The following is a 21,810-nucleotide window of genomic DNA, read 5'->3' as shown; positions in this document are numbered from 1 at the left end:
TTATAACCCCAGTTCCTTCAATTTCCGCGTTATCGTATTCCTTCCCCAACCCAGCAAACGGGCGGCTTCTTGTTTATGTCCATTGGTATATTCTAGTGCGCAATTAAGCAGAGTGCGTTCCAGTAATGGCAGGGCATCGGAAAGGAGATCGGTTTTTCCCTCTTTTAAGGCATGTTGCGCCCATTCAGCCAGCAGTTGTGGCCAATTCTCAGATGGTGGTGTAGAGCGTGTAACAGAGGAGTTTCCTGTCTGTCCTGTGAGTTGGTTGCCAATCAGGTCAGCGGGTAGATCCTGTACCAGTACCTCCTTGCTTGTCGCCATCACGGTCAGCCAGCGGCAGACGTTTTCCAACTGGCGGACATTGCCCGACCACGGCAGACGCATCAAAGCGAGTTCAGTATCAGGATGCAGCACCTTGGCTTCAACGCCCAACTCTTTGGCCGTTTGTTGCAGGAAATGGTGCGCCAGACGAGGAATGTCTTCCACTCTGTCCCGCAAAGGCGGTAAATGAACACGGATCACATTCAGGCGATGGTAGAGGTCTTCCCTGAATTTACCTTCTGCAACGCGTTGCTCAAGGTTCTGGTGAGTGGCGGCGATAATACGGACATTAACTTTCACGGGGGCATAGCCCCCGACTCGATAGAATTGTCCTTCGGCCAGCACTCGCAGCAGGCGAGTTTGGATATCCAGAGGCATATCACCAATTTCATCCAAAAACAGTGAACCCCCATTGGCTTGCTCAAAACGACCGTGACGTACTTGATTTGCCCCTGTGAATGCGCCTTTTTCGTGACCAAAGAGTTCAGATTCAATCAGGTCTTTCGGGATTGCCGCCATATTCAGGGCAATAAATGGTGCGGAAGCGCGTGGACTGTGGCGGTGAAGGGCATGGGCAACCAGCTCTTTTCCCGTGCCGGATTCACCATTGATTAACACACTGATGGAGGAGCGGGAAAGGCGGCCGATAATTCGGTATACCTCCTGCATCGCGGGGGCTTCTCCGATCATATCTGAAACCGATACCGGCAACTGCGGATTAGCGGCTGATTGATGTTGTTCCCGATAATGACTCAGTGCTCGTTCAACCAGCGCAACAGTTTCATCAATATCGAAAGGCTTTGGCAGATAATCGAATGCACCGTGTTGATAGGCACTGACAGCGGCATCCAGATCAGAATGGGCAGTCATAATGATGACCGGAAGCTGTGGGTGGCTTTGCTTTATTTGGTTGAGTAAACTAAGTCCGTCCAATCCGGGCATGCGGATATCCGACAGAATAACTTCTGGATTACCTTGTCCTAGCGCGGTTAATACGGCATCGGCATTTTCAAAACTGATACACTCCATCCCTGCGCCACTCAGCGCTCGTTCAAGTACCCAGCGGATAGAACTATCATCATCAACGATCCAGACTTTTCCTCGTTGCATTGTTACCCCCTACTTAACGGTTATTTCTTGATCGGCAGGTAAATGGAGAATTCCGTATGTCCTGGCCAACTGGTAAATTCAATTTTGCCAGCATGTTGGTCGATAAGATTACGTGCTATGGATAACCCGAGTCCAGTTCCACTTTCATATCCACTGACCATCGGGTAAAAAAGCGTATCCTGAATGTTGGGAGGAATGCCTGGCCCGTCATCTTCAATATCAATTCGGGCTGCCAATCGATAGCGTTCACCCTGTAAAGTAATCTGGAACGCTGTTCGCGTTCTCAGGGTGATAATCCCTCCCTTCTCACCCAGTGCTTGTAGGGCATTGCGGGTAATATTCAGTAATACCTGTTCAATTTGGTCAGGATAATGCGCCAGTTCAGGTAAGCTCGGATCATAATCTTTAATCAGCGTGACATTGGCAGGCATTTCCAGTGAGACCAGTTGATAAATCCGTTCGACTACATGGTGGATGCTCTGGTGGGTTTGGGAGCCAGGGTGCTGTGGCCCCAGCAATCGATCAACAAGGTTACGCAGCCTGTCTGCCTGTTCAATGATTACTTGGGTATATTCCCTTAAGGACGGATCTGGCAGTGCTTTGGCAAGCAACTGCGCGGCTCCCCGCAGCCCGCCAAGAGGATTTTTGATTTCATGTGCCAGCCCCCGAACCAGTTCCCGTGCAGCTACCTGCTGTGCTTGTTGGATCTGCTCTTGGCTTAAACGGCGCTGACTGTCCATAGGTGCCAGTTCCAGCAAAATAAACTGCTCGGAAATTGGTTGGGCACTGAGCGACATCACATGAGAGTGATTATTGATTACCAATATGACTTCATTATCGGTAAAGCCGTGACCGTTGATCAAACTGGAACGCATCAGCTCTGTATCCAGTGAAATATAGCTAAACAGGATAGGAAGAGGCGTACCGAATAATTTACGGGAACTTTGTGCCAGAAGTTGCATAGCAGAATGATTGGCGTAGCGAATAACCAAATCATTATCCAGTACTAGGACGTTGTTTATCTGTGAGTCGAGAATCTGTTCTGCTTTGGGCAAATTAACCATTGTCATTCAGTTCCTGCACTTTTTTGGTGCATTGTAGCTTATTCAAGCATAGTTTGATGAATCCTTCCGCTCAGCATATATCCTCATGGGTAATACAACTGTGTATATGCGGGGGGAAAAAAACCCATCCGAAGATGGGCCAAAAGTTTCACGGCAACAAAAAAACAAGAGTAATGCCATCACGTTATGGGGCATTACCTAATAAGGCACTACACACTGTAATACAGTTCAAACTCTAGGGGATGTGGTGTCATGCGGACACGTTCAATTTCCCCATTCAATAAATTGATATAAGCATCAATCGTATCATCAGTGAAAACACCGCCGCGTGTCAGGAATTCGCGATCTGCATCCAATTCGGCCAGAGCTTCTTCCAAAGAAGAGGCCACAGTTGGGATCTCTTGGGCTTCTTCTGCGGGAAGGTCATACAAGTTTTTATCCATTGCATCACCTGGATGGATTTTGTTGATGATACCATCAAGGCCTGCCATCAACAGGGCAGAGAAGGCCAGATAAGGGTTCGCTGCAGGATCAGGGAAGCGCACTTCAATACGGCGAGCTTTGGCGCTGGCGACCACGGGAATACGGATAGAAGCAGAACGGTTACGGGCAGAATACGCCAGCATAACCGGGGCTTCAAAACCAGGTACCAGACGTTTGTACGAGTTAGTGGTTGGGTTAGTAAAGGCATTTAACGCACGAGCGTGTTTGATGATACCGCCGATATAGTAAAGTGCCATTTCGGACAAGCCACCGTATTTGTCACCTGCAAACAGGTTAGTGCCATTTTTGGACAGTGACATATGACAGTGCATACCTGAACCGTTATCGCCCACCAATGGTTTTGGCATAAATGTGGCGGTCTTGCCAAATTTATGGGCAACGTTATGAACTACATATTTATAAATCTGGGTTTCATCCGCTTTTTTGGTCATGGTATTAAAGCGGGTGGCAACTTCGTTTTGTCCGGCAGTTGCGACCTCATGGTGGTGGGCTTCAACTACCAAACCCATTTTTTCCATTGTTAAGCAGATGGCTGAACGCAGGTCTTGGGAAGAGTCCACAGGAGGAACAGGAAAATACCCTCCTTTAATGCCAGGACGATGGCCTTTGTTGCCGCCTTCATAGCGTGTGCCGCTGTTCCATGCAGCTTCCGTATCATCAATATGATAATAAGAGCCAGAAATGGAATTGCCGAAACGGATATCATCGAACAAGAAGAATTCGGGTTCTGGCCCAAATAAAACGGTATCAGCAATATCGCTTGCACGCAGGAAATCTTCTGCGCGTTTCGCAATGGAGCGAGGATCGCGGCTATAACCTTGCATGGTGCCAGGCTCAAGGATATCGCAACGTAGGATCAGGGTGGCATCATTAAAGAAGGGATCAAGCATCGCAGTACTTGGATCTGGCATTAACACCATGTCGGATTCATTGATACCTTTCCAGCCACCGATAGATGAGCCGTCAAACATTTTGCCATCTTCAAAGAAGTCTTCATCAACTTGGTGGGCAGGAATGGTGATATGTTGTTCTTTACCTTTAGTATCAGTAAAGCGTAAGTCAATAAATTTCACCTGATGTTCTTCAATCATGGACAAAACATGTTCAGCGGACATACTGGCTCTCCTGGGTTTACGTCGGCCTGATAAAACAGGGCAAGAAACAGGCTGTTTTATCTTAAAAGTTAAGGGCGATTGTAGATCTCTGTATGATCAATCTTATAAATCACTATTACCAAACATAAATGCGAAAAGTGTGCCAATATTTAAAAAGTATTTAATATCAATATGATAAAAACGTATAGCAGGGAGGGAGAGAAAAAAGTGAATAAGATAATTGTGTGATTTTAGGTATTTTGCACCAAAATGGTGAAAAATTATGACGTGATTGCATTATTATGGTGCAAATGACCGGCTGAAATTTCACAAACTTGCTCGTTATGTCATCAATGGATATGCTAATACTATATCAATTGACTATTTGGCTCTCCCCAGCGTAGTTGTCCCACGTGAGTTGAACTACATAATCAATCCAGCTCACCCCCTGTTCGAGCAGGTCACTGGTGATGCTACTGAGCTTGATTTCCAGCCAGATGGACGCCTCTTTATACCTCAATAGGTATAGATTCCAACGATGTTTCTAAATAAAGAGAAAACCACTAATACTGCACAACTTTTAATACCAGTGCAACCATCCAAAGTGTATAATGCTGCACTTTTGTTCGGCGGCGGCCAGGTAAAACAGAATTCTTTTTGTGTACTCAATCTGAGTGCACAAATGATTTTAGAGTTATTGGAATTTTTAAATGTCAAATGAAATCAGTAAATTAAGAAATATAGCAATTATTGCTCACGTCGACCATGGCAAAACCACGCTGGTTGACAAACTCCTGCAACAGTCCGGTACCTTTGGGGAGCGTGCTGCAACAACGGAGCGTGTGATGGATTCCAATGATCTGGAAAAAGAACGTGGTATTACCATCCTTGCAAAGAACACTGCCATCAAATGGAATGATTATCGTATCAACATCGTAGACACCCCAGGCCACGCCGATTTTGGTGGTGAGGTTGAACGTGTAATGTCAATGGTAGACAGTGTCCTGTTGCTGGTTGATGCGATGGATGGCCCAATGCCACAGACTCGCTTTGTAACCCAGAAAGCATTTGCTCACGGTCTGAAGCCTATTGTAGTGATCAACAAAGTTGACCGTCCTGGTGCTCGTCCTGATTGGGTGGTGGATCAGGTGTTTGACTTGTTTGTGAACCTCGGTGCAACCGATGAGCAACTGGATTTCCCAATCATTTATGCTTCTGCACTGATGGGGGTTGCTGGTAACGATCATACTGATATGGCTGAAGACATGACTCCGCTGTATCAGGCAATCGTTGATCATGTTGAGCCACCTAAGGTTGACCTTGATGGCCCATTCCAGATGCAAATTTCGCAGTTGGATTACAACAACTACGTTGGGGTTATCGGTATCGGTCGCATTAAGCGTGGTATGGTAAAACCAAACCAAAACATCACTATTATCGACAGCGAAGGTAAAACTCGCAACGGTAAAGTCGGTAAAGTCTTTAGCCATCTGGGATTGGAACGCATTGAGTCTGATAAGGCGGAAGCTGGTGATATCATCGCCATTACCGGCCTGGGTGATCTGAACATCTCTGATACCCTGTGTGAAGTCAATGCGGTTGAAGCGTTACCAGCACTGGCAGTTGATGAACCTACTGTAAGCATGTACTTCTGTGTCAATACTTCACCGTTCTGTGGTCGTGAAGGTAAGTACGTGACTTCTCGCCAGATCCTTGATCGTCTGAAAAAAGAGCTGGTTCATAACGTAGCACTGCGTGTTGAAGAAACTGAAGATCCAGACGCATTCCGTGTATCAGGCCGTGGTGAACTGCACCTGTCTGTTCTGATCGAAAATATGCGTCGTGAAGGTTTCGAGTTGGCGGTTTCCCGTCCAAAAGTTATTTTCCGTGAAATTGATGGCCGTAAGCAGGAACCTTTTGAGCAGGTAACTCTGGATATCGAAGAACAGCATCAAGGCGATGTAATGCAGGCATTGGGTGAGCGTAAAGGTGAAATGCGTGACATGCTGCCAGATGGCAAAGGTCGTGTTCGTCTTGATTACGTGATTCCAAGCCGTGGCCTGATTGGTTTCCGTACTGAGTTCATGACCATGACTTCTGGTACTGGTTTGTTGTACGCAACATTCAGTCACTATGATGACATCCGCCCAGGTGAGATTGGCCGTCGCCAAAATGGTGTGCTGATTTCCAATGGACAAGGCAAGGCAGTTGCTTACGCGTTGTATGGTTTGCAGGAGCGAGGTAAATTGTTCCTGGGTCATGGTACTGAAGTGTATGAAGGCCAGATTATTGGTATTCACTCACGTTCAAATGACCTGACTGTTAACTGTCTGACTGGTAAGAAACTGACTAACGTGCGTGCATCAGGTACAGATGAAGCGACAACACTGTCTCCACATATCAAGAAAACATTGGAGCAGGCGTTGGAGTTTATTGACGACGACGAGTTGGTTGAAGTGACTCCAGTGTCAATTCGCTTGCGTAAGCGTCATTTGACTGAAAACGATCGCCGTCGTGCAAATCGTAGCAAAGAAGTTTAATTTCTGGATTATGCATTGCATATGACAGTTTGAACATCAACGACTTAGGGCGCTTCGGTGCCCTGAGTTCTTTTATGATATCCCCTTCCAGCCATTTTGTTATCTATTCCTGCTGATCGGTCGGTAGCCAGTCAATAGCTTCAACGACGATTTATAAGACGCTTCATAAGAAGAACAATTTATTTGTTTTTTTATCTCTTCATTCTTTTTTCTTAACAAAAGTATGATAAAAGTACTAAACAATGAGCGTCAGTCAGGAGGGATTATGCTGTATATTTTCGATCTGGGTAACGTGATTATTGATATTGATTTTAAAAGAGTACTGGCTGTTTGGAGTAATCTGAGTGGGACACCACTGGCAACGTTGACTCCAAAATTTTCGCAGGGAGAGGCTATTGAAAAACATGAGTGTGGAAAAATTAGTGACACTGAATTTGCAGAAAGGATGTGTGATGAAATGGAGGTTTCACTCAGTTTTAAACAATTTGCGGAAGGTTGGAATACAATCTTTATCGGTGTCAGGCAAGAAGTCATTGAGCTAATGAATAAATTGCGTGCTCAAGGGCATCGTGTGGTTGTTCTGTCAAATACAAATCGTCTGCATATTGATTACTGCTCAGTGCATTATCCTGAGATTGCAGTATCAGCGGATTTCCTTTACTTATCCCACGAATTGAGGATGCGTAAACCCAATCTTGATATTTTTAACTATGTGCTTGCAGCGGAAGGTGTGACAGCAGATCAAGCCATATTCTTTGATGATCTTTTAGAAAACGTCGAAGCAGCAAAAAAATCAGGCATCAATGTAATTCATGTGGCTGACAGGAGTGTGATCCCTGATTATTTTAAGTCACATGATTTCTCGCTTCCCTCAAAAAATTAACATCGTTTGCTTATTGCAACGGAATAACAGGCAAGAGAAATGATCGCATTAATTCAGCGTGTAACACAGGCAAAGGTTGTTGTTGAAGGTGAAACGATCGGAGAAATTGAGCAGGGGTTGCTGGTGTTGCTGGGGGTTGAGAAAGACGATACCCCACAAAAAGCACAACGTTTATGCGACAAGGTAATAGGGTATCGGGTATTCAGCGATGAGCAGGGAAAAATGAACCTTAACGTTCAGCAGGCTGGTGGTAGTTTGCTGGTTGTGTCGCAATTTACATTGGCTGCGGACACGCAGAAAGGCTTAAGACCTGGCTTTTCTGGTGGTGCTGAACCACAAAAAGCAGAGGAACTTTATCGCTATTTTGTTGAACAGTGCTGTGTAACTGGTGTAAAAACAGAAACGGGGAAATTTGCGGCAGACATGAAAGTCAGTTTGACAAATGACGGGCCAGTGACTTTCTGGTTGCAAGTCTGAGTGTTTCTCTGGCTACACATGACACACACAAGAGAAGGAGCTGTTTCTATGTACCATCTGAGAGTCCCTCAAACAGAACAAGAGTTGGAAACCTATTACCAATTTCGTTGGGAGATGTTGCGTAAACCGCTTCATCAGCCCGCCGGATCAGAGAAAGATGGTTACGATTCGATGGCACACCATCAAATGGTGGTGGATGAACAGGGTAATCCGTTGGCTGTTGGGCGCTTATACATCAATGCGGACAATGAAGGTGCTATTCGTTTTCTGGCTGTTCATCCCAATGTGCAACGAAAAGGTTTGGGGACACTGATTGCGATGGCATTGGAATCTGTAGCCAGACAGGAAGGTGTGAAACGAATTGTTTGCAGCGCACGGGAAGACGCGGTTGATTTCTTCGACAAGTTGGGGTTTCAAAAACGTGGTTTGATCAATGGTGCTAAGGCGTCTCCGATTAACCATTTCCTCATGATAAAACCGATAATAAGCCTTGATGATATCTTGCACCGTCCTGATTGGTGTGCAGAGTTGCAGCAGGCATGGTATAAGCAAATCCCTTTAAGTGAAAAGATGGGGCTGAGGATCACCCAATATACCGGGCAGCGTTTCATCACAACGATGCCCGAAGCCGGAAACCAGAATCCACATCATACTATTTTCGCCGGTAGCTTATTTTCTCAGGCCACCTTAACGGCATGGGGATTGATTTGGCTGTTGCTACAGGAGCGCCAGTTGGGGGGAGATATCATTTTAGTGGATGCCAATATTCGTTATCGCCAACCGATTACAGGGCGCCCCTGTGCAACTGCGGACTTCAATAATATGAGCGGAGACCTTGCCCGTCTTGCCCGTGGCAATAAGGCGCGTGTAACGATAGAAGTGCAGGTTAGCGGTGAACATGGCGTAGGTAGCGTGTTCACCGGCACTTATATCGTCCTGCCTCCCGAACGGTTTACTAAAGCTTAATTTTTGCGCAGGTTTGACTCTCCGCAGCAGGATTATCTACAGAAGAGGGTGCGGTTGGGGGACAGCGGCTCGTTGAGATCAAACCTTGCTCAATAGATTGTGACTCTTTGGCTGATGATTTATCTTCGGCAACCAATGTGCCGTTTATTGTTCCCTTCACGTCGTCAGCAGAGAGATCTCCCGTGATAGCGAGTGTGAAATTGCCTTCTCCCTGAATATTAAGCGGTATCCAACCCCATTGTGGCAAGGTGTTCAAATCAGCATTCATGCCTTTGAAGTTTAGGTTAAAAGGAGTATGAGCAGTTTGTTGTTCCGCCGAGCCAGTAACTTGCAACAGCCCTTCACGTGTAAAGCCATTCAATTTATCAATGGTGACTTTGCTATCTGTGGCGTGCAGTTGCAGATAAGGACGGGTTATTTCGATTTTGTTAAATGTTCCCGCAGCAGCTTGCAGCGATGCTTGGCCATTCCACAACCCCCACTTGCCATTTTTCAAGATATCCATGTTGTTAATATGGGCTGCGAGGGTGGTGAGCTGGAACGGGAAGTTGGGATTGGTATCAATCAGCAGCGTATTATTGATAGTAATATCATTGAGTTTTACTCCTGCAATCCATTCCGGTGCAGGCTGTTTGAAATAGTTGAGCCATGTTGGTGGCAGAACATAAAGCAACCCTGTTACAGAACTCTCTTTGAGGGTAAGGAGTCGGTTTTTGCGATCCCACTGAGCCTGGATATTGAATAACCCTTTTTGATAGTGGGTTGTCAGGTTTGCGATGGTAAAGGTATCACCAGAAAAACGGAATTTTCCAAGCGTGTCGCTGAACTGTTCATTATCCAGCGTCATATTCATCGCATTAAAATCCATCAACCCATCTTCGGCGCTCCAATTGCCGTTGACTAACCCTAAGTTTTTGATGGTGCTATCCAGGTAATCGACAGACCAGTTTTTCCCTTGCAGTTTGGCATTGGTGATATTGAGATCTTTGACATAACTAACCGGCAGATGGCTGATTTTTTCTTTCAACTCACCCAGTGTCATTGGTGTTTGCCAGCGAATGTCACTGAGCAGGATATTGTTCCAGCGCCAACTGCCATCCGGTAATTGCTGGCCATCGCCAGAAATGGCACCTCGCAGAAATGTTGCGCCAAAAGAGTCGATAGTCAGGGCCTTATTCTGGTAACTGCCTTGCACAACAGCATTTTCAACAGATATGTCATTTAAACGGATCGTATTGGCACTAAATTGATATTTTCCATTACCAAATGGATTGCCCCCAGCAGGAGCCCAAGGTGTAATGCCGCCCGTGATATTCTCCCCCTGAATACGAGTGTTAGGACTCTCTAGCTGAATATTCATCTGGTTCAGTTGCAAGATATCCGCTTGTAAAAGAGGGGGAAGTTGATTTCCAGACAGTAGCAATGTTCCTTGTTGTAATGTCAGACGACGGAGATTTTGGGGGGATAGCAAATGCTGCCATTTGAAATCGAGATTAATGGTATCGGCATTGAGGGAGAAAGGACTTTGTTTGTCACTAATGTCAATGTGGTTAAGTGATATGGTAGCAGGCTGCTGCCAGCTATGGCTGATGCTTTCAATACTGACTTGATAATGTCCTTGTCTGCTGAGCCATTGGCTTAACTGTTTGGCTCCCCAATGCGTTTGGGCAACAACATAGATAACTATGATTACCAAAATTAGCAATAATAGAAGAGTGACAAAAAACTTCCCTAACCACCTCATTATTTCACCTCAGTAGTGTAACCTTCCAATAGAAGCCCTTTTATGCCGTAAAATCGAGAAGCACTCAATAGATGATTTATCTAAAAAAGAAAACTCCCGCTGCTAAGGCGGGAGAGAAGTATCATACAAAAATCTGCCAACTATTTTTCTTGGGGAAAAATTAGGTTAAGCAGAATGGCAGTTAACCCACCTGCGGCAATACCTGAAGAGAGTAAGTTTTTCACCCAATCAGGGGCAAACTGTAAAATCAGTGGTTGTTGAGAAACGCCTAATCCTACGGCCAGGGACAGTGCGATGATCATAATGGAACGTCGATTCAGAGGCTCACGAGAAACAATTCTGACACCAGATGCGGCGATAGTACCAAACATCACAATCGTCGCCCCTCCCAGAACAGGCTCAGGAATATGTTGTACAAAACCAGCCACGGCGGGAAACAGCCCCAATAAAATTAACATTAAAGCAATCATGTAACCAACATAGCGACTGGCAACACCAGTTAGCTGGATCACACCATTGTTCTGGCCAAAACAGGAGTTTGGAAATGTATTGAACACGGCTGACACCATAGAATTGAGGCCATTTGCCAGCACACCGCCCTTGATACGTTTCATATAGAGCGGGCCACTGACAGGTTGTTCGGAGACATCTGAGGTAGCTGTGATATCACCAATCGTTTCCAGTGATGTCACCATAAAAATCAAAATCAGTGGGATCAACAGATTCCAGTCAAAAGACAAACCATAATAGAGTGGCGAAGGGACTGTGATGATTGGTGTACCTTCTTTTGGTGTTGAAACGGGCAACATATCCATATACCAGGCCAGCAGATAACCCACTGCCATGGCAATGACCAGAGAAGCGACACGCAAGTAAGGGTTATTTTGGCGATTCAGTAACACGATGACGGCAAGAACAGTTCCTGCAAGTAGCAAGTTTTCAGGTGCGCCAAATGTGCCGTTTTGAATTGCAGAATAACCTCCACCAATCGAAGTTAACCCCACTTGAATTAACGACAGGCCAATAATCATCACCACGATACCGGATACCAGAGGTGTAATGATCCGTCTTGCTAAATGCAGTACTTGTGAAAGCAGTACTTCCGTCATTGAGGCGAGCATCAGTGTACCGAACAGAGCTGCCATCATGGTGGGAATATCTGTACCGCCATTTTTTAATGCCAAGCCACCCATAATAAGTGGAGCAACGAAATTAAAACTGGTGCCCTGAATTGAAAGCAACCCAGAGCCAATTGGCCCCCAAGAGCGAATTTGAATAAGTGATGCCAAACCTGAAGCAAACAGGGACATACTGATAATGCGTTGGGTATCTTGTTCTGGAAGCCCTAGAGCCTGGCAAATCAGCATTGCTGGCGTAATAACAGCCACAAACATTGCTAGTAAATGTTGGCATGCAGCAAATAGGGCATGTGGGAACGGTGGTTTATCTTCCAGGCGATAGATAAGTTCATTGTTTGATTTATTGGGAACTTCTGATGAATTGGATTCACGGGGTAAATTGACCATATTGTGAAATTCCAGATAGACAAAAAGCGCATTTTAATGATTCTTACCATCAAAGCAATCGTTTGCGTAAAGTTTTCATAATGAAATACAAATTAATTCCGTCACATTTTTAAATGTTTTAACTTGTGTTTATGAGTAATTTTCTTTCTAATCCAACCCTTACCTGCTCTTGGCGTTTTTATAGGATGATTATAACGTCACATTAAATTCACATAATATTAACAATGGATGAGGTACATCGATGTATCATCTGGATATTTATGGCACGCTCGTTGCTGCCACACTGGTTTTGCTACTAGGAAGAAAACTCGTACAATCAGTCCCATTCCTTGAGAAATATACGATCCCTGAGCCAGTCGCAGGTGGATTATTGGTTGCGCTAGTTCTGCTGGCGGTTAAACAATCCACGGGTTGGGAAGTCAGTTTTGATTTGTCTCTCCAAGAGCCTCTCATGTTGATGTTCTTTGCCACCATCGGTTTGAACGCTAATCTTGCCAGCCTGAAAGCAGGCGGAAAATCTTTGGTCATTTTTGTCTGCGTGGTTGTTGGCCTGTTATTTGTACAGAACACCGTAGGCATCGCATTGGCGAAAATGCTTGGCCTTGATCCATTAATGGGATTGTTGGCAGGCTCCATTACACTATCTGGTGGGCATGGAACAGGTGGCGCTTGGGGCAAGGTATTCACTGAGCGCTATGGTTTTGAAAATGCTACGGAAGTGGCAATGGCATGTGCAACATTCGGCCTGGTTTTAGGTGGACTGATTGGCGGCCCAGTTGCCCGTATGTTGGTGAAAAATACCAAAACTCCAGGATTGGGGGCTGAGGATACCGAGCTGCCGACGGCATTTGAGAAACCTTATACTGGTCGGCTTATTACACCATTAGTGATGGTGGAAACTATTGCTATGGTTTCCATTTGCTTATTGGCGGGTAGGTTTATTGAGAAACTGCTACAAGGCACGGCCTTTGAATTACCGACATTCGTATGTGTGCTGTTTGTTGGTGTCATTCTTAGTAACGGTCTATCTCTGCTTGGTTTTTATCGGGTATTTGACCGAGCGGTTTCGGTCTTGGGTAACGTGAGTTTGTCCCTGTTTCTGGCAATGGCATTGATGAGCCTGAGACTGTGGCAATTGGCTTCCCTTGCGCTGCCAATGTTGATCATTCTTGCCGTGCAGACCTTGGTTATGGCTTTGTATGCTGTTTTCATCACTTACCGTGTCATGGGCAAGAATTTCGACGCGGCAGTATTATCAGCCGGACACTGTGGTTTTGGCTTAGGCGCAACACCGACCGCTATCGCGAATATGCAAGCGATCACTGACCGTTTTGGGCCATCACATGTGGCATTCTTACTCGTACCTATGGTGGGAGCATTCTTTATTGATATCGTCAACGCTGCCGTCATCAAATTGTATCTGTTATTACCGGTGTTCCCATCTGTAGCAGGTTAAATTAATTTACTTTTGGTTCGCCTAATATCTTGGCGAAATATGCCGCTGAAATTTTCAGCGGCATATTTATTTGTTTGTGCCGTTTTTTGGTTTTCTTTAGAACTTAAGCATGACTATATTGAGAACGCTCCGGCAACCAGCGTTCAATCAGCGCCTTGGCATGTTCAGGGTAGCGCTGGTGGATATAGCGGGCGATACGCTGAACTTCGGGCAGCATACTTTGGTCCCGCAATAAATCTGCGATCCTAAATTCTGCATTGCCCGTTTGGCGTGTACCAAGTAATTCACCTGGCCCGCGGATCTCCAAGTCTTTCTGGGCAATCACAAAACCATCATTACTGTCCCGTAAAACTTGCAGGCGAATTTTTGCTGTATTGGTCAGTGGGGTTTTATAGAGCAGGACACAGTGAGAAGCAATGGCTCCACGCCCGACGCGCCCTCGAAGCTGGTGCAATTGGGCTAATCCTAACCGTTCAGGATTGTCGATGATCATCAGGCTGGCATTAGGCACATCTACCCCGACTTCGATCACTGTCGTGGCAACCAGCAATTGTATTTTACCTTGCTTGAAAGCTTCCATGATGGCTTGTTTTTCTGCCGGTTTCATCCGCCCGTGCACTAAGCCGATTTTCAATTCAGGCAATGCCAGTGTCAGGTCTTCGCTGGTTGCTTGTGCTGCTTGCGCTTCTAGCACCTCCGAATCTTCGATCAGGGTACATACCCAGTAAGCCTGACGGCCTTCATCCAGACAGGCGCTTTTGATACGTTGGATAATATCGTTCCGGCGAGTATCTGGGATGGCAACCGTTGTGACTGGTGTTCGGCCTGGTGGCAATTCATCAATGATAGAAGTATCCAGATCGGCATAGGCAGTCATTGCCAATGTGCGTGGAATAGGGGTCGCAGTCATGATCAGTTGATGGGGATGAAAGCCTTGTTCGCGCCCCTTTTCCCATAATGCCAGGCGTTGATGAACACCGAATCGATGTTGCTCGTCAATGATAACCAGTGCCAATCCTGCAAATTTTACTTGCTCCTGAAACATTGCATGAGTACCGATAACCATGCTCACTTGACCGCTTGCTATCGCCTCTTGCTGTGCCTGACGCGCCTTGCCTTTCTGTTTGCCAGCCAACCAACCGACCTGAATACCGAGCGGTTCAAGCCATTGGCGGAAGGTATTAGCATGTTGCTCTGCCAAAAGCTCAGTCGGTGCCATCAGAGCCACTTGTTTGCCGTGAACAATGGCACGGACGGCTGCCAGTGCTGCCACCAATGTTTTTCCCGAACCGACATCCCCTTGTATCAGACGCATCATGGGGATATTTTTTGCCAAATCATGTTCTATTTCTGCAACGACACGGGCTTGTGCGCCTGTGGGTGAGAATGGTAACTGGCTCAGAAGCTTCTGCTTTAACGAATCATCCGCCGTTAAGGGAGATGCATGAAAGCGCTGGGTTCCAGCCCTGACTGCCAACATACTTAAATGATGCGCCAGCAATTCTTCCAGAATCAACCTTTGCTGGGCTGGATGTCGGCCATTCTCCAAATCGGCCAGAGAAGTATCCGGTGGGGGATGGTGTAATGTACGCAGTGCGTCAGGCAGGCTAATGATCTTCCGGCTGAATTCTTCCGGCAGCAATTCATTGATGGCACAGATATCTAATATTTCCAATGCCTGATCGATTAACTTGCGTAGTGTTGTCTGGCGCACTCCCTCTGTCGTGGGATAGATGGGAGTTAACGTTTCTTGCAGTTGGATACGGCTGGCGTGTTGCTGGACTTTATATTCAGGATGGATAATCTCTGGCCCTTGATTGCCGCGACGAATTTCTCCATAAGCAACAACGTGTTTTCCTGCGGCCAGATTATTTTTCATGGCGGCAGTAAAATTGAAGAAACGCAGGGTCAATATACCTGTGCCATCACTGATTTGGCAGGTCATAATGCGCCGACGCCCAAACGCGACATTGGTGCGTAATATTTCACCTGTTACCGTAGCATAAGTGCTGGGCAGTAATTCATTAATGGTATACAGGCGGGTTTGATCCTCATAACGGAGAGGCATATGCAAAAGCAGATCCTGTAGATTGACCAACCCTAACTTAGCGAGTTTAGTGACCTGATTGGTTCCAGCACCACGCAATGTGGTTAAGGGGATGGCATCAAGCAGTTGGCCTTTCATACGATTTCTCCGTCAGTGTGATTTATTTCCTTGCTGATGGTGCAGTTGTTTTTTGCGCGGCTGATGTTGCTTGCATAGCTGACCACCATGATTCACTTGCGATAATTTGCCCTTGTTTACCTATCAAAGGTTGTTCCAGACCCTTACGCCGAGAAACAGCAGCCAACACGGGATATCCTCCTTCGAACAGTAACCTTTGCTGTTCCTCTTCTGGCAGAGTGCTTTTCTCCCGTTGGTACATGCCTGCCAATTGGCGCTGCCGTTGTGCTTCATACAGAACCAAGGCGGAGGCGACAGAGACATTCAGTGATTGCACCATACCTGCCATCGGGATAATGATATCGTGATCTGCCAAGGCAATGGCTTGTTTTGAGATACCTTTTTTCTCTTGCCCCATAATGATACAGGTAGGTTTAGTGTAATCAATTTGCCGGAAGTCGACGGCTTTATCAGAAAGATGGGTCGCCAGCACTTGCATTCCATCAGATTTAACTTGGTGAATAGCCTGTTCAATCGTGGAATGTGTTTTCACATGAACCCAGCTATTGCTACCCGCCGCCGAAGAGAGCTGGGTTTTTAATTGTTCAGTAGGCCAAATAGCATGGATTTGGTGAATACCAACAGCATCCGCAGTACGAATAACGGCGGATACGTTATGGGGTTTGTGAACTTCTTCTAAACAGATTGTCAGGTCAGGTTGACGCATTGCCATCATCTGGCGAATGCGTGCGTAACGTTTAGGATTCATAACCTCTAGTTTCGGTTACGGCTGACTCGCATCACGTCTGGCATGATACGTATCTTACGCATGATATTCGCTAGCTGGATACGGTCTTTGGTTGTCAGCCTGATGAAAGCACAATAGACGCGGCCATCTTTTTCCTCTGTATTCATGCTTTGAATACTGGAGTTTACATCGTTAATGGCAGCAGTCAGATTTGCCAGTGCCCCCTGATGGTTAAACATATCGACTTTAATTTCAGCAATAAAATCGCTATTGATATCTTTATCCCATTCAACTGGCATGAATTTTTCCGGCTCTTTCTGATATCCACGGATATTGCGACAGGATTCGTGGTGGATTACTAAACCTTTTCCGGGGCTGATATGGGCAATAATCGGGTCGCCTGGAATTGGGCGACAACATTTAGCAAAGGTAATCAAAATACCATCAGCGCCCTTGATAGGCAGCTTACGGGAAGTATTGCTGTTGTTGTTCGGTATTTTCTCCGGTGAGCCCAATAATAAGTTGCGGGCGACAACCACGCTCATGGCATTACCCAATCCGATTTCTGCCAACAAATCATCCAAAGTAGCAAGCTTCATCCTTGCCAGTTCTTTGTTGATATTTTCTTGCGGAATATCGATAATTTTCGTGCCGTTACCGAGTGCATGATTGAGTAAACGACGCCCCAAACTAATGGAATCATCCCGTTTCAGATTTTTCAATAACTGGCGGATCTTGGCACGTGCTTTGGAACTAACGACAAAGTTCAGCCATGCAGCATTAGGGCGAGCCCCTGGGGCAGTAATAATTTCGACAGTTTGCCCACTGCTAAGAGTTTGTGAAAGAGGATAAGGCAGACGATCAACGCGTGCACCAACACAGGCGTGGCCGATATCGGTATGGACGGCATAAGCAAAATCGACAGGGGTTGCGCCAGCTGGTAACTCAACAATTCGTCCTTCAGGGGTAAAAACGTAAATCTCATCAGGAAACAAATCAGATTTAACGCTTTCAATAAATTCAAAAGAGCTGCCGGCACTTTGCTGGAGCTCCAGCAGGCTCTGCATCCAGCGTTGGGCACGAACCTGAGCAGTCGTCCCGGATTCTCCTTGCTCTTTATAGGCCCAGTGTGCGGCAACCCCCATTTCCGCCATTTGATCCATATCTTCGGTACGGATCTGAACTTCGACGGGTACTCCATGCGGGCCTATCAGGGAGGTATGAAGGGATTGGTAGCCGTTGGCTTTGGGAATAGCAATATAATCTTTCACTCTGCCTGGGCGTGGCTTGTACAAACTGTGCATTTGCCCCAATACACGGTAGCAGGTATCAAGATTATTGACGATGACACGAAAAGCGTAAATATCCATGATGGAATGGAAACGCTGTTCTTTCAGGCGCATCTTACGATAGATTGAGTAGAGATGTTTTTCGCGGCCACTGACTGTGCATTTAATGCCGGCGTCCGTTAACCTGCCTTCAATCTCCGACAGAATTTTCTGGATCATCTCTTTACGATTACCACGAGCGGCTTTCACAACCTCTTTAATCACGCGGTAACGGTTTGGATACAGGGCTTCAAACCCAAGTTCCTCCAGCTCCGTTTTTAGGTGATGAATACCCAGACGATGAGCCAACGGACTATAAATTTCCAGCGTTTCCCTGGCAATGCGTCGCCGTTTATCGGGGCGCAGTGAGCCAAGGGTACGCATATTGTGTGTACGGTCTGCCAGTTTGATCAAAATGACGCGGATATCCTGCACCATCGCCATGATCATTTTGCGGAAGTTTTCAGCCTGTGCTTCTTTTTTGTCACGGAAGTTCAGCTTATCCAGCTTGGATACACCTTCCACCAATCCGGCAACGGCCGTGCCAAATAACTGTTCTATATCCTGAAATGTTGCAGGGGTATCTTCAATGACATCGTGCAACAAAGCCGCCATAAGTGTTTCATGGTCAAGGCGCATTTCAGCCAAAATACAGGAAACGGCAACAGGGTGAGTGATGTACGGCTCACCGCTGGAACGGGTTTGCCCTTCGTGGGCATCCCGCGCAACCACATAGGCCTGTCTAAGCAGATCAATTTGATCTTCAGGCAAATATTTCAGAACTAGCTGATTCAGGCTTTCAAACAGGTACAAGGCAGACCTACCGTAAAATTAACGACGACCTTCAGCGATAGCAGAAACGGCTTTGATTTCTGCGGCTTCTTGCTCTTGCTGTTCCTGACGTTCACGAACATCGAGAATTTTGTTGTTGATAAGGCCTTGCTCAATTTCACGCAGGGCGATAACAGTCATCTTATCGTTTTCTTCTGGAACGAGAGGATCTTTTCCACCTACTTGCAATTGGCGTGCTCGGCGAGCAGCGACCAACACCAGGTCAAAACGGTTACCAATTTTTTCTACTGCGTCTTGAACAGTTACGCGTGCCATATGTGTGCTACTCCACAGATAAATAAATGACTGGGCATAATACTGAAACTTGGTTCAGTCTGCCAATAATTTGCTGATTAAGGCATCATGCCGCTGGGTCTGACGATCTAATCGTAGACGCTCTGAACGAATAATAGATTGTAAATCGGCCAGTGCCGTATTGAAATCGTCATTGAAGATGACGTAATCATATTCGTTGTAATGTTCCATTTCCGCGACAGCCTGAGCCATTCGTTTGGCAATGATTTCTTCGCTGTCCTGACCGCGCCCACGCAGGCGGCGGAGCAATTCTTCCTTCGAAGGTGGAAGAATGAAAATGCTGCGAGCTGTTGGCATTTTCTGGCGGACTTGCTGTGCACCTTGCCAGTCAATATCAAGAAAAACATCAACGCCACTGGCGAGTGTATCTTCAATGACTTTTCGGGATGTGCCGTAATAGTTACCAAAAACATAGGCATATTCCAAAAATTCATAATGATTGATCATATTTTGGAATTCATCCACTGTGACGAAAAAATAGTGTTCACCATGATTTTCGCCTGGGCGAGCTTGCCGCGTTGTATGCGAAACAGAAACCTGAGTGTCATACAAGGGCTGGGTATTTAATAAAGCCTGAATAAGGCTTGATTTGCCTGCTCCACTCGGCGCAGAAACAATATATAACGTTCCTTGGTTCATGATGATTTCTTGACTGATTGGGTATAAATAAATGCAAGCGCAGGAATATAAGATCCCACATAGTATACACGGATACATTAATCCATGCAGCGCTACAATACATGCCAACCTGTATTTCATCAAAATTTTTTCTTAACAAACGGGCATTAATGAGATTTTTTGCGAGACATTTTCAGCAAAAAATAGTCTGTTGCAGAAATTGCATATTTATTTTTCAAAACGTCCCGCAAACTTCTTTTTTGCCACTTGGTAAAAATTTTCCTGCTTTTTATTCTTTGCCAGTATCTTGGGAATCAATTTTTAGGAAGCCATTTTAAGGAAACCAAGGAGCAAGGATGCTTAATTTTCTCATCAGTTTTTTAATAACCGTGTGGATATTGCTATCTGGTATGCCAATGGCATTTGCAAACAAGATTCAGTGTCCTGACTGGCCACAAGAAAAATTTCAGCATGAAATTAATCAACTGACACAGCAGGTGGCTAAGTGGGATCATCTTTATCGTCAGCAGGGGATTAGTGAAATAGATGATGAAATTTATGATCAATTATTGGAAACCTTGAGAATTTGGCAAAGTTGCTTAATTCACGGATCAGACAGCGCTTTGACCTCTATTAGCCCTGTTGCCGACACTTCTGTGATCCCTGTGAGACAGGCAGGAAAGCAGCTTCATCCTGTCCAACATACAGGCTTGCATAAGCTAAAAGGAATACAGGAAATTCGCCAGTGGTTGCAAGGGCGCACTGGGGTGTGGCTACAACCTAAAATCGATGGTGTTGCGGTGACTTTGGTGTATGAAAAAGGTCAATTAGTGCAGCTAATCAGCCGTGGTGATGGTATTGAAGGAATAGACTGGATAGAGAAAAGCGCGTTTATTCCCAATATTCCTCAGCAGATTAAAAATGCCCCTGAACATTTGGTATTACAAGGTGAGCTTTTTTGGCAGCAGGAACAACATCGGCAGTTTGCTTCAGGGAGTCAGGGTGCGCGCAGTAAAGTTGCAGGCTTAATGACACGTAAGACTCCAACGTCGGAACTGAAACAAGTTGGTGTTTTTATTTGGGGCTGGCCGGATGGACCAAATGAAATGGCAGTGAAACTGGAAAAATTAGCTGTAATGGGTTTTCCCATCACACAACAATATAGCCACCCCATTGCCACAGCAGAAGATGCCGAAAAAAGATGGAAAGATTATTTTGTCCAGCCCCTGCCTTTTGCCACGGATGGTGTTGTCTTACGGCAGGAGATTGAACCCGCAGGTCGGCAATGGCGAACTGGATCAAACAGTTGGGCGGTTGCATGGAAATATCCACTGCGGCAGCAAATAACAACCGTAAAAGGTGTTAATTTCACAATAGGTCGAACAGGGAGAATATCCGTTGTATTAGATCTGGAGAAAGTAAAGGTAGATGATAGACAGGTGAGCAGAGTCAGCATCGGTTCGATCAAACGTTGGAAACAGTGGAATGTCTATCCTGGTGATAAGATTACGGTGGCACTGGCGGGGCATGGTATACCTAAACTCGATAAGGTGGTGTGGCGTATGGCGGAACGCCCTGATGTTCAGGCACCTAATGAACAGGATTATCATTTCCTCAGTTGTCTGACATTCGATCATGAAAATAAGAGCAATGATGAACATTGCCGGCAACAGTTTATCGCTCGTCTGACATGGCTTGGGGAAAAATTGAAAATGAAAGGCATTGGGCAAGGAACGTGGTCAGCTTTAGTAAAACATGGGCTGGTGGCAAATTTAACGGATTGGTTGGATTTGGATAAGGAGCAGCTTGAGGCTGTGACTAATATTGGAACTCAACGTGCAAAATTGATCTTATCCCAATTCCAGCAGGCAAAGTTACAGCCACTTTCGCTATGGTACGAAGCCATTGGCCTGCCTTATGCCAAGCACTTTACGGATAAACAAGCAGATAAACTGGGATGGCAGTGGGAAACAATGTTATCTGATGTAAAGGCAGAACAAGCGTTAACAGTAAAACAAAGAGAAAAAATCCTGACCTTTTTACAGCACCCTGAGATTAAGGCGGTAATCCATATTTTGTCTTTATGGGCTATTGAGGAATCAACAAAAGATATTCAGTGAA

16 protein-coding genes are annotated in these 21,810 nt (G+C 45.8%); 6 read left to right on the top strand and 10 right to left on the bottom strand.

From position 1 onward, the window contains the following. From glnG to glnA, 3 genes are all read right to left on the bottom strand, one after another. Positions 1-1,431: a nitrogen regulation protein NR(I) gene (glnG, locus tag Xentx_RS10020; RefSeq protein WP_074020101.1), complete on the bottom strand. Its 1,431-nt coding sequence runs from the start codon at positions 1,429-1,431 to the stop codon at positions 1-3. A gap of 20 nt (positions 1,432-1,451) precedes the next feature. Continuing rightward, positions 1,452-2,501, bottom strand: coding sequence for a nitrogen regulation protein NR(II) (gene glnL, locus Xentx_RS10015; RefSeq protein WP_074020100.1), 1,050 nt, complete (start codon positions 2,499-2,501; stop codon positions 1,452-1,454). 203 nt (positions 2,502-2,704) lie between these two features. Beyond that, on the bottom strand, positions 2,705-4,114 hold the full coding sequence (gene glnA / locus Xentx_RS10010) for a glutamate--ammonia ligase (RefSeq protein ID WP_074020099.1): 1,410 nt from the start codon (positions 4,112-4,114) through the stop codon (positions 2,705-2,707). A gap of 689 nt (positions 4,115-4,803) precedes the next feature. Between glnA and typA the strand changes: the two genes are divergently transcribed. The 4 genes from typA (at position 4,804) to fabY (ending at position 8,959) form a co-directional block, all read left to right on the top strand. Further along, positions 4,804-6,633, top strand: a complete 1,830-nt coding sequence (gene typA / locus Xentx_RS09995) for a ribosome-dependent GTPase TypA (protein WP_074020096.1) — start codon at positions 4,804-4,806, stop codon at positions 6,631-6,633. A 265-nt stretch (positions 6,634-6,898) separates the two neighbouring features. Continuing rightward, positions 6,899-7,516, top strand: coding sequence for a glucose-1-phosphatase (gene yihX / locus Xentx_RS09990; protein ID WP_074020095.1), 618 nt, complete (start codon positions 6,899-6,901; stop codon positions 7,514-7,516). A gap of 39 nt (positions 7,517-7,555) precedes the next feature. Then, a complete protein-coding gene (gene dtd, locus Xentx_RS09985; protein WP_074020094.1) occupies positions 7,556-7,993 on the top strand; it encodes a D-aminoacyl-tRNA deacylase in 438 nt (145 codons plus the stop codon). Between the two features lie 48 nt (positions 7,994-8,041). Then, the gene (gene fabY / locus Xentx_RS09980; RefSeq protein WP_074020093.1) at positions 8,042-8,959 is read left to right on the top strand and encodes a fatty acid biosynthesis protein FabY; all 918 of its coding nucleotides are present in this window, start codon (positions 8,042-8,044) and stop codon (positions 8,957-8,959) included. On the opposite strand, the gene Xentx_RS09975 is transcribed toward fabY, so the two are convergent. Both Xentx_RS09975 and Xentx_RS09970 read right to left on the bottom strand, forming a co-directional pair. Continuing rightward, a complete protein-coding gene (locus Xentx_RS09975) occupies positions 8,949-10,703 on the bottom strand; it encodes an AsmA family protein (RefSeq protein WP_074020092.1) in 1,755 nt (584 codons plus the stop codon). The two genes, fabY and Xentx_RS09975, sit on opposite strands and share 11 nt — an antisense overlap. Before the next feature lie 140 nt (positions 10,704-10,843). After that, positions 10,844-12,229 carry a nucleobase:cation symporter-2 family protein gene (locus Xentx_RS09970; protein ID WP_074020091.1) on the bottom strand — a complete coding sequence of 462 codons (1,386 nt, stop codon included), beginning with the start codon at positions 12,227-12,229 and terminating at the stop codon, positions 10,844-10,846. Between the two features lie 241 nt (positions 12,230-12,470). Between Xentx_RS09970 and gltS the strand changes: the two genes are divergently transcribed. Then, positions 12,471-13,685: a sodium/glutamate symporter gene (gene gltS, locus Xentx_RS09965; protein ID WP_074020090.1), complete on the top strand. Its 1,215-nt coding sequence runs from the start codon at positions 12,471-12,473 to the stop codon at positions 13,683-13,685. A 103-nt stretch (positions 13,686-13,788) separates the two neighbouring features. Here gltS and recG read toward each other — a convergent pair whose 3' ends face one another. From recG to gmk, 5 genes are read right to left on the bottom strand one after another with little or no spacing between them, the layout of a single operon-like run. Further along, positions 13,789-15,870, bottom strand: coding sequence for an ATP-dependent DNA helicase RecG (gene recG / locus Xentx_RS09960; RefSeq protein WP_074020089.1), 2,082 nt, complete (start codon positions 15,868-15,870; stop codon positions 13,789-13,791). A 22-nt stretch (positions 15,871-15,892) separates the two neighbouring features. Next, the gene (gene trmH / locus Xentx_RS09955; RefSeq protein ID WP_074020088.1) at positions 15,893-16,618 is read right to left on the bottom strand and encodes a tRNA (guanosine(18)-2'-O)-methyltransferase TrmH; all 726 of its coding nucleotides are present in this window, start codon (positions 16,616-16,618) and stop codon (positions 15,893-15,895) included. A gap of 5 nt (positions 16,619-16,623) precedes the next feature. Next, positions 16,624-18,738 (bottom strand): bifunctional GTP diphosphokinase/guanosine-3',5'-bis pyrophosphate 3'-pyrophosphohydrolase, encoded by a 2,115-nt coding sequence (gene spoT, locus Xentx_RS09950; RefSeq protein WP_074020087.1) that lies wholly within the window; start codon positions 18,736-18,738, stop codon positions 16,624-16,626. Positions 18,739-18,756: 18 nt separating this feature from the next. Then, positions 18,757-19,032, bottom strand: coding sequence for a DNA-directed RNA polymerase subunit omega (gene rpoZ / locus Xentx_RS09945; RefSeq protein ID WP_074020086.1), 276 nt, complete (start codon positions 19,030-19,032; stop codon positions 18,757-18,759). 54 nt (positions 19,033-19,086) lie between these two features. Next, positions 19,087-19,710, bottom strand: a complete 624-nt coding sequence (gene gmk / locus Xentx_RS09940) for a guanylate kinase (protein WP_074020085.1) — start codon at positions 19,708-19,710, stop codon at positions 19,087-19,089. Between the two features lie 335 nt (positions 19,711-20,045). Here gmk and ligB point away from each other — a divergent pair, with 335 nt between their 5' ends. Continuing rightward, entirely contained in the window at positions 20,046-21,809 is a 1,764-nt protein-coding gene (ligB, locus tag Xentx_RS09935) for an NAD-dependent DNA ligase LigB (protein WP_074020084.1), read from the top strand. The last annotated feature ends 1 nt before the right edge of the window (position 21,810 follow it).

Source organism: Xenorhabdus thuongxuanensis, from assembly GCF_001908095.1.
GTDB classification, from domain to species: Bacteria; Pseudomonadota; Gammaproteobacteria; order Enterobacterales; family Enterobacteriaceae; genus Xenorhabdus; species Xenorhabdus thuongxuanensis.
This window is presented reverse-complemented; position numbering and strand designations above follow the sequence as displayed.

Bases quoted from the DNA above. Each gene is read 5' to 3' on its own strand.
- glnG (WP_074020101.1), bottom strand. From the start codon at position 1,431: ATGCAACGAGGAAAAGTCTGGATCGTTGATGATGATAGTTCTATCCGC.
- glnL (WP_074020100.1), bottom strand. From the start codon at position 2,501: ATGACAATGGTTAATTTGCCCAAAGCAGAACAGATTCTCGACTCACAG.
- glnA (WP_074020099.1), bottom strand. From the start codon at position 4,114: ATGTCCGCTGAACATGTTTTGTCCATGATTGAAGAACATCAGGTGAAA.
- typA (WP_074020096.1), top strand. From the start codon at position 4,804: ATGTCAAATGAAATCAGTAAATTAAGAAATATAGCAATTATTGCTCAC.
- yihX (WP_074020095.1), top strand. From the start codon at position 6,899: ATGCTGTATATTTTCGATCTGGGTAACGTGATTATTGATATTGATTTT.
- dtd (WP_074020094.1), top strand. From the start codon at position 7,556: ATGATCGCATTAATTCAGCGTGTAACACAGGCAAAGGTTGTTGTTGAA.
- fabY (WP_074020093.1), top strand. From the start codon at position 8,042: ATGTACCATCTGAGAGTCCCTCAAACAGAACAAGAGTTGGAAACCTAT.
- Xentx_RS09975 (WP_074020092.1), bottom strand. From the start codon at position 10,703: ATGAGGTGGTTAGGGAAGTTTTTTGTCACTCTTCTATTATTGCTAATT.
- Xentx_RS09970 (WP_074020091.1), bottom strand. From the start codon at position 12,229: ATGGTCAATTTACCCCGTGAATCCAATTCATCAGAAGTTCCCAATAAA.
- gltS (WP_074020090.1), top strand. From the start codon at position 12,471: ATGTATCATCTGGATATTTATGGCACGCTCGTTGCTGCCACACTGGTT.
- recG (WP_074020089.1), bottom strand. From the start codon at position 15,870: ATGAAAGGCCAACTGCTTGATGCCATCCCCTTAACCACATTGCGTGGT.
- trmH (WP_074020088.1), bottom strand. From the start codon at position 16,618: ATGAATCCTAAACGTTACGCACGCATTCGCCAGATGATGGCAATGCGT.
- rpoZ (WP_074020086.1), bottom strand. From the start codon at position 19,032: ATGGCACGCGTAACTGTTCAAGACGCAGTAGAAAAAATTGGTAACCGT.
- gmk (WP_074020085.1), bottom strand. From the start codon at position 19,710: ATGAACCAAGGAACGTTATATATTGTTTCTGCGCCGAGTGGAGCAGGC.
- ligB (WP_074020084.1), top strand. From the start codon at position 20,046: ATGCTTAATTTTCTCATCAGTTTTTTAATAACCGTGTGGATATTGCTA.